12 protein-coding genes are annotated in these 12871 nt (G+C 42.7%); 7 read left to right on the forward strand and 5 right to left on the reverse strand.

The genetic code is table 11. The features are described from left to right. From WDV74_RS16545 to WDV74_RS16575, 7 genes are all read left to right on the forward strand, one after another. Entirely contained in the window at nucleotides 1-1083 is a 1083-nt protein-coding gene (locus WDV74_RS16545; protein ID WP_338883902.1) for a hypothetical protein, read from the forward strand. Continuing rightward, a complete protein-coding gene (locus WDV74_RS16550) occupies nucleotides 1083-2381 on the forward strand; it encodes a beta-ketoacyl-[acyl-carrier-protein] synthase family protein (RefSeq protein WP_338885632.1) in 1299 nt (432 codons plus the stop codon). Before WDV74_RS16545 ends, WDV74_RS16550 begins: the two co-directional genes overlap by 1 nt. After that, nucleotides 2368-3135, forward strand: coding sequence for a hypothetical protein (locus WDV74_RS16555; protein ID WP_338883903.1), 768 nt, complete (start codon nucleotides 2368-2370; stop codon nucleotides 3133-3135). The genes WDV74_RS16550 and WDV74_RS16555 overlap by 14 nt, the downstream gene beginning before the upstream one ends. Before the next feature lie 14 nt (nucleotides 3136-3149). Next, complete coding sequence (locus WDV74_RS16560; RefSeq protein WP_338883905.1) at nucleotides 3150-5996, forward strand: aminotransferase class III-fold pyridoxal phosphate-dependent enzyme; 2847 nt, start codon at nucleotides 3150-3152, stop codon at nucleotides 5994-5996. After that, the gene (locus tag WDV74_RS16565; RefSeq protein ID WP_338883906.1) at nucleotides 5993-6757 is read left to right on the forward strand and encodes an SDR family NAD(P)-dependent oxidoreductase; all 765 of its coding nucleotides are present in this window, start codon (nucleotides 5993-5995) and stop codon (nucleotides 6755-6757) included. The genes WDV74_RS16560 and WDV74_RS16565 overlap by 4 nt, the downstream gene beginning before the upstream one ends. A gap of 13 nt (nucleotides 6758-6770) precedes the next feature. After that, complete coding sequence (locus tag WDV74_RS16570; RefSeq protein ID WP_338883907.1) at nucleotides 6771-7514, forward strand: SDR family NAD(P)-dependent oxidoreductase; 744 nt, start codon at nucleotides 6771-6773, stop codon at nucleotides 7512-7514. A 62-nt stretch (nucleotides 7515-7576) separates the two neighbouring features. Then, the gene (locus tag WDV74_RS16575; RefSeq protein WP_338883908.1) at nucleotides 7577-8143 is read left to right on the forward strand and encodes an NAD(P)H-dependent oxidoreductase; all 567 of its coding nucleotides are present in this window, start codon (nucleotides 7577-7579) and stop codon (nucleotides 8141-8143) included. Between the two features lie 144 nt (nucleotides 8144-8287). On the opposite strand, the gene mnmE is transcribed toward WDV74_RS16575, so the two are convergent. The 5 genes from mnmE to rpmH all read right to left on the reverse strand — a co-directional run bounded on the left by mnmE (nucleotide 8288) and on the right by rpmH (nucleotide 12122). Then, nucleotides 8288-9652: a tRNA uridine-5-carboxymethylaminomethyl(34) synthesis GTPase MnmE gene (gene mnmE / locus WDV74_RS16580; RefSeq protein WP_338883910.1), complete on the reverse strand. Its 1365-nt coding sequence runs from the start codon at nucleotides 9650-9652 to the stop codon at nucleotides 8288-8290. 109 nt (nucleotides 9653-9761) lie between these two features. Beyond that, complete coding sequence (yidC, locus tag WDV74_RS16585; protein WP_338883912.1) at nucleotides 9762-11378, reverse strand: membrane protein insertase YidC; 1617 nt, start codon at nucleotides 11376-11378, stop codon at nucleotides 9762-9764. A 2-nt stretch (nucleotides 11379-11380) separates the two neighbouring features. Then, the gene (yidD, locus tag WDV74_RS16590; protein ID WP_047771132.1) at nucleotides 11381-11641 is read right to left on the reverse strand and encodes a membrane protein insertion efficiency factor YidD; all 261 of its coding nucleotides are present in this window, start codon (nucleotides 11639-11641) and stop codon (nucleotides 11381-11383) included. Continuing rightward, nucleotides 11605-11964 (reverse strand): ribonuclease P protein component, encoded by a 360-nt coding sequence (gene rnpA, locus WDV74_RS16595; RefSeq protein WP_189759000.1) that lies wholly within the window; start codon nucleotides 11962-11964, stop codon nucleotides 11605-11607. The genes yidD and rnpA overlap by 37 nt, the downstream gene beginning before the upstream one ends. Before the next feature lie 17 nt (nucleotides 11965-11981). Continuing rightward, on the reverse strand, nucleotides 11982-12122 hold the full coding sequence (rpmH, locus tag WDV74_RS16600; protein WP_000831330.1) for a 50S ribosomal protein L34: 141 nt from the start codon (nucleotides 12120-12122) through the stop codon (nucleotides 11982-11984). Nucleotides 12123-12871: the final 749 nt, after the last annotated feature.

Genomic DNA, 12871 nt, shown 5'->3' on the forward strand with positions numbered 1-12871 from the left:
ATGGGGATTTACATAACCAAAGGGAGTAGTTTGCTTCCTGATAGCCTGTGCATGAATGATATTATTCATGGAAATATTAAAGAAGCTCATTTACCAGACAATAGGCTATGTCTGCCACATATTATAGGGGAAAGATACATCAAAGAAGATGATTTTGTCATGCCTTCCATGGATAAGATGATCCGACGGGCAGCACATGGGCAAAGTCAGTGGGTGCTCTATACTGGCATAAAAACTTGGGAAAACAGTATTGGTGAAAAATTTCTTCCTGAGCACCGTGGATTGTTTATTGGGCTAGGAATAAGTGATGCTGATAATAATGCTTATCTCATTGCGTCTGATACAAAAGATGATAAGGATTATGTTTCCAGGGCATTAGTGGAAACACCTCCATTAATGGGATTGACACTGTTGAATACTTCAACAGCCAGCCATTTATCGCAACATCTTGGTATCATAGGCGACAATGCCTTCTTTTCACCGCATGTTGATGCAGGAGGCCATGCTCTTCTAGAAGGGTATTACAGTATCAAAGAGAAACGCAGCCAGTTTGCACTTTGTGGGGGTAATGCCCAGAAAATTTCAGAATGGTATTATCTTGCCTATGAACGCCTAATCAGTGATACACCGTGGCTACCTGCGGAAGCTGCTTCATTTGTTTCCTTACACGGAGACAGACAGAATGCTGATGGTGAGATTATTTATGCTAATCGCATGATAATCTACGATAGTAATCAATATACTCGTTTCCTGTCCAAAGTGAGCACAACAGGTTTATCACCACATCAGATAATCCATGTTGGAAAAATTGATAGTAAACATCTTTCGTTAACGCATGACATTTTCCCTGATGCCTTACAGTTTAATCTTGATAAAGCTATAGGATATACAGGACCTGCCGCATCTTTTATTGCTACCAATCTCGCCATCGAGATGCATGAAAAAACGTTGAGCATAGATAACACTCATTCAAATCTTATCTCTCAACAATCATCTCCTTTAGTCCTGATATTGGTTCATGGTCTGGAAAAACAGTGTATTGCTGTTTTGCTTCGTATGGGAATGGCCGGGAGAGAATTGTGATGATATCTGACCGTCGTGTTGTTGTTACAGGTATAGGGGTTGTGAGTGCTTTCGGAACCCATCTTGATACTGTCTGGCAAAAGCTCTGTGATGGTGAATCAGCCGTTAGGCCACTAACATTTGAGGATGATGGCGTACTGCCAGTGAAATATGCAGCCCAAATTGATTTTAATTCCCTGCTCTCTGAACATTCAACATATCTACCGGAATCAGGCATTACGGACAAGCGTGGCATTATGGGAATCATTTCAGCCTCTAAGGCCTTGGAAGATGCTGGACTATTCATGCCGACACAGAGGAATGAGCAGCATATCGGTATTTATGGATGTAGTGGAGTCACGGAAATATCAGAGGATGACAGGCATCTGTGGCGCAAAAGCCGTCACGATGAAGACACGGAACAACAAGCTATTAAAGCCTTGTTCGACCAACGCCACAACTTGAGTTTCTACTCCGGCATAAAGTGCAGCAACGATGGCATGGTAAAAGCCATTGCCCACCGATTTTCTTTATCGGGACCTGCAATAAACGTGAATGCCGCTTGTGCCGGAGCCACTCATGCTATCGGGCTGGCTTGTCAATCCATAAAAAGGGGGGAAGTGTCCATAATGCTGGCTGGTGGGGCAGATTCAGTCATAAACCTGCATACCTTGATCGGGCTGAAATTATTGGGAGCCACCGCCACAACGGAAAAGTGGGGAAATAAACTTTGTCGCCCCTTTGATAAAGATCGTAGTGGATTGGTTGCAGGTGAAGGTGGTGCGTTTTTAGTGCTTGAAAGTGAAGAAAGTGCGCTACGTCGAGGAGCTAATATTTATGCTGAAATTAAAGGCTATGGCGCTTCCTTGGATGCCTATAAATTAACGGCTCCGCATCCTGATGGAATTGGTGCAGAAAATGCCATTAAGCGAGCTATCAAGGATAGTGGTTTGTATCTGCACCAGATCGATTATATCAATGCCCACGGCACATCAACGCCATTAAATGATGCTCTTGAATCCGCTGTCATAAAACGTATTTTTGGTTCGCGCTCTCCGTTGGTTTCATCAACCAAATCAATGTTAGGTCATTGGATAGCAGCAGCAGGAGCCATTGAAGCGGTGGCAACGGTTTTGACTGTGAAACACAAATTTATTCCACCCACCATTAACCTTGAAACTGCCGATCCGCTTTGTGATTTGGACTATGTCCCGAATTATGGACGGCCTTTCCCTGTGAAGAACGCGATAACCAATTCATTTGGTTTTGGTGGAATTAACTCCTGCTTAGTGATAGGGGATTACGATGGAAAAAAATAGAGTAATCAAACTCATTACCCATAACATAACCACGCCTTGCCATCTGTTTAATAACCTGAATGATGAAAAAGAGGGCGATGAACTGGTTAAAAATAATAAACTCAGGCGCTTTTATTCTACAGGAACAAAAAAAGGGATCATTTCAACCAGAAGAGCTTTGATTTCAGCTGGTTTAGACATCAATGATCCTAAAATAAGGTTTGGCTTGTATACCACGCAATATGGATATCTTCACCCATTGCCTTCGGAATTGTTGCCTGAATATGAGCAAACCCAGACAAACAATCCAAATAGTATTTTTCAAACTATCTGGGAATGTGAACAGGTCAATCCTTTCTTAATCACCCTATCACTCAGTAATAACCTGTTAGGAGTGCTTTCCCAGGAACTCAATTTGCAATGTGATTGTGCTTCTTTCTTGCGCGGAAATTTAGGATTACTGTCGGCATTCAGTGAAGCGGAGTTATGCCTAAACAGTGGCTTGATTGATTATGCCTTGGTAGTTGCTTCCGGGATAGGAAATGTAAGCCAAGAGAGCCAATCTGAATTTGCTGGTGGGGGTGTTGAATTCGGAGTCACGTTTATTCTAACAAAAGTTGAAAATCAAGTACCGCAAGAGAACCTACACCTCATTGATATTACACGACTATATAAAAATTATCGTGAGGGAAATTATGCTGCTGAAACCCTCCTTTTTATCAAGGAATTAGCAGATCGTATAAACGCCCATAAGCAGGTTGAAACTGTTAATTAACAATAGGAATTACAATGGAAAGTTATGCTACTTTTTGTAAGCCTCAGCTAACCCGCGCATTGATTTCACTTGGTTTAAACATAACTTATCATCGGGCAGCAGGGAATTTTCTCTATTACAAAGATGAAAATGACAAAGAAATTCCTGTCCTGGATCTCTTGGGGGGATATGGTGCAACATTATTGGGCCATAACTCTCCTTTTATAAGAGAAAAAATAAAGCGTTATCTTGATGAAGAAACCCCCGTCCATAATCAATTTTCCATCAAAAAACCCGCCGCATTATTGGCTGAACGTCTTAATGAGTTACTGAAAGAAGAAACTGGGACACATAGTGATTTTATATTCTGCTTTGCCAGTACAGGGGCAGAATCAATAGAAATTGCCCTAAAAAGTGCAGAATTTACACGTAATGCCCAACTTGAAGAGCTAGGGCAGGAAGCCATATCAGCTATTGCCAAAATCAGCGGTGGTAAAGAGATCGTACTCACAGGGGAACAACGCCAAGACTTGCAATTGGAGGAAAATGCATCTGCCGAAGAGATAAAATTAGCATTGTCGGCATTTACCCAGAATCGATTGGATACAAAACCAACATTTCTAGCCCTTGAAAATTCATTCCATGGCAAGACAATGATAACGGCCAACTGTACGTATGGTGCCATGTATCGTCATTATCTGAGAAGAATGAAAATAGATACACATTTCCTTTCTTCTGAAGAACTAAACGAATTTGCGGGAATGGGGGAAAAAGCCAATGATGTTTTTAATAGTTGGTTGTGGTTACCGCAAGAAGAGAACAACCAAATTATTTTAACGAAGAAACCATTCAGGGTTGTTACTGCATTTCTGGTAGAGCCAATACAGGGAGAGGGGGGCGTTTATCCACTTAATACAGGGCAAATTGGAGAAATTAACCGATTAAAACAGGTATTGGGTTGCCCAGTTATTGCCGATGAAGTCCAATCAGGATCAGGTAGATGTGGATTTTTGGTGGCATCCAGTGATGTAGGCCTTGATGCCGACTATTATGTCCTTTCCAAGGCATTGGGCGCTGGATATGTCAAGATTGGGGTGGTCGCTATTCGTCAGGAAAGTTTTACACCGGGATTTGATGTCATACAAAGCTCCACTTTTGGGGAGGATGATTTATCTTGTCGAATAGCACATGATTTCGTCAATTTTTTACATGCTGACCAGCGTCATTTACTGAAAAAAGTGACTCAATTGGGAGAGGAATTCAAGACACAGCTGAACGCTCTCCAAGAACAATATCCTGATGTCATTCGAGAAGTGCGTGGCAAAGGTTTGATATGGGGAATGGAGTTTCATGATGTCACTCATTCAGACTCTTATATTTTGCAAAATATTGCCGTACAAGGCAGCTTAGGTTACGTGATTAGCGGGCATTTGCTGTGTGGTAGCCATATTCGTGTCGCACCTTCTGGAAGTGCAGCAAATGTGATTCGTGTAGAACCATCTGTATTTTTGGAAATTGAACAAATTCACCGATTTGTTGAAGCGTTATCCAAAGTTTGCCTTGCTATTCGTCATGCTGACGCGGGATTTATTATTGCTCCCATGCTTGGGAAAAAGGATCTTACTATTTCTACCGATCACCGACGTGTGGAAAGCCCACAGCATGATGATGACAAAGAAGCTGACTATAAGGTGGCTTTTATTAACCACCTGATTTCTGCAAGCGGGCTTAGAGAGGTTGATCCATCATTTGGTATATTTAGTGATGAAGAATTAACATTGTTTGTTGAGAGTTCTACTTTTAATCTCGCGACCAAACCTTTCAAAGCGGCACGTATCCGTTCAGGTAATGGCAAATCAGTGGAATTTACCCTATATCCACTGACAGTGACTTCAAAAATGATCAAAAAATCACTGGAAAAAAATGACCTGGGGCGGTTGCGGCATGAAATTGATGTTCGGATTACCCAAGCAGCCTCTGATGGTAATGTCGCTGTTGGGCTGGGAATGTTTACCTCTATCATCACCAATAATGGCAAATCCTTAAAAAATCCGCCAATTAGCGTGACAACAGGCAATGCCTTAACTGTAGGCATCGGTATTGAAGCATTGCAGAAAAGTATCGCAGATCGGGATATAGCTAACATGCGGATTGCGATTGTAGGAGGTGCCGGAAATATCGGAAGTGTTTATGCAGAGATATTAGGATCTCAATTCCAGGAAATGATATTGATAGGCAGCAGTAATCATGGTTCGCTGAAAAAACTGGATACGGTGAAATACCATATTTATAAAAATATCTATGAACAATTCCTAGTTAATAGGATGCCAGTCACTGGGGGATTAGCAAAAAGAATAGCAGATTGCCTTTCCACTATGCCTATTGATTACCTCATTGGTAAGGCAAACGTGGGAGTGGAGATAGATCACTATTTGAACCAGCATTACCCGACCCAAACATTTATCCACACCTCCCAAAATATTTCTGATATTGAAGACTGTGATGTAATCGTATGTGCTTCGAATGCTTCAGAGGCATTTTTATCAGTCGAAAAAATTAAAAATAGGGCAATCGTCTGTGATATTTCAGTGCCACATAACCTTTCTGATGAAGATGTCCTTAAACGACCCGATATCAAAATATTGCGAGGAGGGATTGTTCAGACACCTAATAATGACAGCCTGGATGCCCGTGTCCGTGCCTATTTGAAAGAAGGGCAGATTTACGCTTGCATGGCAGAAACGGTTTTGTTGGGGTTGGAAGAGTACAAAGGGAATTTTTCATACGGAAACATTACCGCCGATCAGGTGATTGACATCATGACAATCGCCAGAAAACATCATTTTACCTTATCTGATATCAAAGAGAATTCAAGTTTATGAACAATCACGAAGAATCAGGATCAGATACCATCACAAAAAGTGCAATTGTGACGGGGGGCAGTAAAGGCATTGGCAAAGCCATAGTTCTAAGTTTGTTGGACAAGGGATATCGGGTTGCTTTTTGTTATCGGCATGAAACTCCACAATTAACCGATTTTATTGCCGAAATGAAGCTAACTTACCCGGATATCTTGCCTATCAAGGCTGATTTAGCCAAGGCAGAAGATATCAATGCGTTTATTACTAGAGTGATTGGCACATTTGATCGGATCGATCTCTTGGTCAACAATGTGGGAATAACCAGAGATGGATTACTCGCTACGATGGAAACCAAGGATATTGAATTACTGATAAATAACAATTTGCTGAGCTATATTTTGTGCAGTCGTGAGGTACTGAAAGTAATGATACCGCAACGTAGTGGCCAGATTATCAATATTTCTTCGATTTCAGCGACAAGACCGAATAAAGGTCAATCAATTTATGCGGCAGCCAAAGGTGGAATAGAATCATTGACTCGAGCGCTTGCAGTTGAAGTCGCGCCTAAAAATATTCGGGTTAATGCTGTTGCCCCAGGTATTATCCAAACAGAGATGACAGAAACTTTATTAAGTACCCACAAGGAAATAATCAATAACAAAGTACTACTTAAGCGAATTGGACATGTCAATGAAATTACCAGTGCAATACATTTTCTTATAGAAAATAGTTACATAACTGGCGAAGTAATTAATATAAATGGCGGCATTGCACTAAGTTAAATAAGGAAAAATCATGTTAACATTTATTGTTACTGGTGCAGCAAGCGGAATTGGTTTTGCTGTTTGCCAAAGACTTGTTGCGGCCGGATATTATGTTATTGCTATTGATATTAACCGAAACGGTTTAAGTGAATTAGTCGATAAATCACCAGAGTATATTCATCCTCTCCAAATCGATTTAGTTGACGAGAAAGCACTGGTCAGAGAATTAATGCCTTTGGTTAAGGAACGTGAAATAAAAGGCATTGTTGTTAGCCACGGTAAAGCGGATGATAACTATATTGACCAAAATGATATATGGGACTCAGTATTGGCAACCAATTTGCATTCAACCCAACGCTTACTATCACATATTGTGCCTGATATTGTTTTTGGTGGGCGTATTGTCATTATTTCATCTATTCTTGGAAAGATAGGAACAATACGTAATACTGCTTATTGTACATCAAAACATGCTTTACTTGGTTTAACTAAATCATTAGCTTTGGATCTTGCAGAGAGACAAATAACCGTAAATGCTGTATTGCCTGCCTGGGTGAATACGCCGATGTTTGTAAAAGGACTGGAGCCACAAGCCAAATTACTGGGATGTTCAACATCAGTCTTATTAAAAAGGGCAGCCAAAAGAATTCCATTACGACGTTTAGTCACTCCACAGGATGTTGCCGGTACGGTCATGTTTTTCATTTCTCCTGATGCTGCCATGATTACTGCCCAAGGGATAACAATTGATGGTGGTGAAAGGGGAGGAATGTAAGATATTCATTCATCACCCAGATGTTAATGTGTTTTTTTATTTCTTAAAGGAGTAGTAACAAAATGAAGCACATGGTTATTTATGCTCATCCTAATCCTAAAAGTTTTAATCATGCCATTAAAGAAAAAATAATTAGTGAAATAGTCAAGAAAGGTGAGGAATACCATTTTATTTCTCTTTATGATGAAAAATTTAATCCCGTACTTGATAGCCCGGATTTTGAAGCCCTACACCGAGGTGAGGTATCGCCAGATCTTGTGAAAAGTCAGGCCATGGTTAAAGAATCTGATCACCTTATTTTTATTTATCCTATTTGGTGGTTTGGTCAGCCAGCCATCCTTAAGGGATGGATTGACCGGGTTTTTTCTAATGGTTTTGCTTATTATGAAGATGAAAAGACTTTTATGCCCTATTTGACAGGAAAATCGGCAACTGTATATGTCACCTTAGGCACTGAAAAAAATATCTTAGTCCAAAATGGCATGGAAGTAGATCACTTCATGCGTAGTATGACACTTGGAACTCTAGAGTTAGTGGGTATTTCTCCAGTTAACGTTATACCTTTTTATGCTATTCCTAAGATCACTGACGAAGAGAGAAAAATCATGCTGGAATCGATCGTCATTTAAGGTTTTTTTACATTTTTGTAACTCGTTTAACCCACATAATATTGGCAGCCGCATTATTATAAACGCCAGCATCTAACATGCTGGCGTAATTTTGTTTCCATTTTTTATCATCATCATGACTATCTGGAATAGTCGCAGTGTTACTTATTTCCCAATACAGAAACTGGAAAAAATCCGCCCAAGTAAATCATCGGAAGTAAATTCACCCGTGATTTCGCTTAATGCTTGCTGTGCCAAACGCAGTTCTTCTGCCAGCAGTTCCCCTGAACGAGCAAAGACGAGCTGTTGATGACCTTCCTGCAAATGCTCCGCTGCTGTGTTTAATGCCTGCAAATGACGACGACGAGCAAGGAAGCCGCCTTCTGTATTGCTGTTGAATCCCATGGCTTCTTTTAGGTGATCACGCAGAAAACCGATACCTTTCCCATCACGGGCAGAGAGACGAATTAATGTATAGCCACTGGTTTCTGCAACACCCGTTTCTTCCCCCGTCATATCTGTCTTATTACGGATGACAGTAACAGGCAGCGATTCTGGCAACTTAGCCATAAATTCAGGCCAAATTTGTGCAGGCTCAACGGCATCCGTTGTCGTACTGTCTACCATAAACAACACGCGATCCGCCTGCTCAATTTCCTGCCATGCCCGTTCTATACCAATACGCTCCACTTCATCACTGGCTTCGCGCAAGCCTGCCGTATCAATCACATGCAGTGGCATTCCATCAATATGGATATGTTCACGCAAAACATCGCGCGTTGTGCCCGCAATATCAGTCACAATCGCAGCTTCACGGCCTGCCAGTGCATTAAGCAAACTGGACTTACCCGCATTCGGGCGCCCTGCAATGACAACTTTCATACCTTCGCGCAGCAAGCTGCCTTGACGCGCCTGTGAACGAACGTGCTCCAGTTCTGCGATCACTTCATCCAACTTGGCTTCTATCTTGCCGTCGGAAAGGAAATCAATCTCTTCATCGGGAAAATCAATCGCGGCTTCAACATAGATCCGCAAGTGAGTCAGCGCTTCTACCATTTCATGGACTTGGTTGGAGAATGCACCTTGCAGGGAGTTCATCGCAGAACGTGCGGCTTGTTCAGAGCTGGCGTCAATCAAATCCGCAATGGCTTCTGCCTGTGCCAGGTCAAGTTTATCATTGAGGAAAGCCCGTTCAGAGAATTCGCCAGGGTTGGCAATGCGTACACCGGAAATCGCCAGAATGCGCTTTAACAGCAAATCCAGAATAACCGGCCCACCGTGCCCTTGAAGCTCCAGAACATCTTCCCCCGTAAATGAGTTAGGGCCGGGAAAGTAAAGTGCAATACCTTGATCAAGCACAGAGCCATCCGCATCACGGAAGGGCAGATAATCGGCATAACGAGGTTTTGGGAGTTTACCCAATACCACCTCAGCAACTTTCGCAGCCTTAGAGCCAGAAATACGCAGAATGCCTACACCGCCTCGTCCCGGAGGAGTGGCCTGAGCGACTATCGTATCGGTGGTATTCATGAAATTCTCTCTTTTGACCTAGGTTCGTTATCGTTAAAAGCTAAAATAATAAAGGCGGCCAATGACCGCCTTCCACTGATATTTTTAAAAACAGCTATTTTAAAAACAGTTACTTTTTCTCACGGGTATGCAAGCCACGTTTTTCCAGGCTACGGAAAATAACTTGCTGCTGGATAATAGTAACCAGGTTACTGACGATGTAGTACAGCACCAGACCAGATGGGAACCACAGGAAGAAAACCGTGAACACAACAGGCATATAGGTCATGATCTTCTGCTGCATTGGATCAGTCACAGTAGTCGGTGACAGTTTCTGGATAACAAACATGGTCACACCCATCAGCAATGGCAGGATGTAGTAAGGATCTTGAGCAGACAAGTCGTTAATCCAACCAATGAATGGGGCATGGCGCAATTCAACAGAACCCATCAACATGTAATACAACGCCAGGAAGATTGGCATCTGAATCACCAGAGGCAAACAGCCACCCAGCGGGTTCACTTTCTCTGTCTTATACAGCGCCATCATTTCCTGGCTCATGCGCTGGCGGTCATCACCAAAACGCTCACGCATTGCCGTGATTTTTGGCTGCAACAGGCGCATTTTCGCCATTGAGGTGTATTGCGCCTTGGTCAGCGGATACATGATACCGCGCACGATAAAGGTAATCGCAATAATGGAGAAACCCCAGTTACCGATGAACTCATGCAGGAATTTCAGCAACTTGAACAACGGCTGAGAAATAAACCACAACCAACCGTAATCCACGGTCAGATCCAGATGTGGTTCAACCGCTGCCATTTTGTCCTGAATTTCAGGGCCAACCCACAGGGTAGAAGAGATATTCTGTTGGCTATTCGGCGCAATATTGATGTCTTCACCTTTGTACCCGATGATCGCCATTTTTTGGTTTTTCAGGTCCTTGGTATAGAAAGTACTGGTTTTGCTTTCTCCCGGAACCCACGCAGTGGCGAAATATTGCTGGAGCATTGCTACCCAGCCGCCTTTTGTGGTCACGGAAAGCGCTTTACTTTCAATATCATCAAATTTGTATTTTTCGTATTTTTCTTCATCAGAAGAGTAAGCAGCACCACGATATGTATGCAAAGCAAAGTTGCTACTGCCAGTATCGCGATGTTTTGGTAGCTCAACGCTCTGCTTCAACTGACCGAAAAAGGCCATCTGTAATGGTTTATCAGTGACGTTATTGATGTTGTAATCAACAGAAACTGCATAGTCGCCACGTCTTAAAACGAAGGTCTTGACATAAACAACACCGTCCGGCGCAGTATAAGTCATTGGGATACGCAATTCATTCTGACCATCAGCCAAAACAAAGCTATCCTGAGAGGCATGATAAAATGGGCGTTCAGCTTGATTATCGGGACCATTGATACCCGTTAATCCACTTTGAGCCTGATAAGTAAATTCAGGGGTTGTTTCCAGCAATTTGAACGGAGTTTTGGAACCGAGAGTATCAGGATAGGCCAGCAGATCAGCCTCCTCGATATCACCGCCACGGGTATTAATGTGCAGTGAAAGCACATCCGTTTTCACGGTGATCAGTTTACCTTGCCCACTGCTTGCTTCGCTACTCAGCGTAGTATTTGCTTGCTGCGTGATCTGGGCCGTTGGTTGTGGGTTTTTATCATTTTCCCACGCCTGCCAGACCAAGAACGAAACAAACAGCAAAGCGATGAGAAGAAGATTGCGTTGCGAATCCATCGTTAATGTTCTCTGTTATCGTCGTTTTTTTTAGGTGGGACAGGATCATCACCACCTTCGTGTAAAGGGTGGCATTTTAATACGCGTTTCACTGTTAACCAACTGCCTTTTATCATCCCAAACCTGCGCAATGCCTCTATGCCATAGTGGGAACAGGTAGGATTGAAACGACAACGAGGCCCCAGCAGTGGACTAATCACTAACTGATAACCCCTGATCAAAGCAATCAGGAGGCGCGAGCCAAGCGACAGTGACGACGCCATAATTTGCCCAAAGCTTCCGTTAGCTCACGGTTATCGAGCTCAGCGACCCCTTTCCTCACCAAAACCACAAAATCCATTGGAGGCAATTTATGCTGGTTTAAACGAAAACTTTCACGAGCCAGTCGCTTGATACGATTACGCTCATGGGCGCGTTTAACATTTTTTTTGGCGACGGTTAGACCGATGCGGGGATGCCCCAGCTCATTCAAGCGCCCAAGAATTGTTAACTCTGCGGAGCTTGCCCGTTGCGGCTGCTGGAAAACATAAGTGAAATGCTCGGGAGTTAACAAACGTAACTCCCTCGGAAAAGCGAGCTTAACCACTTGGTTGGTTAGCTTTATTACTTAGAAACAGTCAGACGAGCACGGCCTTTCGCACGACGGCGAGCCAGAACCTGACGACCATTTTTAGTGGCCATACGAGCGCGGAAGCCGTGAGAACGGTTACGCTTCAGTACGGATGGTTGAAAAGTGCGTTTCATAGCGATTTCTACCTAGCTTAAAATTTGTTACTGATTCAGCAAATGCGTTGGCGACCAGTGAGAATAAAGTAGACACCGATGCCTCAGTCGCAACATCAATATATAGAAAGAGGCAGGATTGTAATAAAATGTACTCCCCCTAGTCAATCTAAGATGACGCGAGCCTGACCGCCCCCCTGTCAGATTTTTTTATTTCAATCAATACAGACAGGTCAGACTTTTTGCTACCCGAAGTGCTAACCCCAAATCCTCACCAGACCTAGCCGGAAAAAATCGTTGGCATAACACGCAGGGTGCAAGATTATACGGACTGTGTAATAAAGCGCAAGGATCATACACAGATAGTTGCCGCTTAATGCGTGATCATAGCATTGTTTTCATCTTGAATTTAAAACGATAATTAAATGAAGTTTGCTATATGCCATGATTACACTACAGTATTTCTTACGGGCCTTTATATTCTGCAAGTGCCAAAGCGTGGTGATCTCCCTGTGGATAAAAAGCGTCAAAGCTGTGTAAAAGAATGAGGATTTGTGTCGTCTTTTGCGTTATGATCGTTAATCCCGATCCCAGTCTCTCTATATACAGATTATGTGGATCTTTGGGGAGCGATGATGTTAAAAATCGCCACAAGGTACATGCTCTGTTCCTCGTCACATGAGAAACAGAGAGGAATAACGCCTTGTGCCCAATATAACGTGTCTTTTATTCCGGTTTCTTTTATTGGTCTTGTTTTAGGGGAGTTCGCC

Origin of the sequence: Xenorhabdus sp. TH1 (assembly GCF_037260955.1) — a bacterium.
GTDB classification, from domain to species: Bacteria; Pseudomonadota; Gammaproteobacteria; order Enterobacterales; family Enterobacteriaceae; genus Xenorhabdus; species Xenorhabdus griffiniae.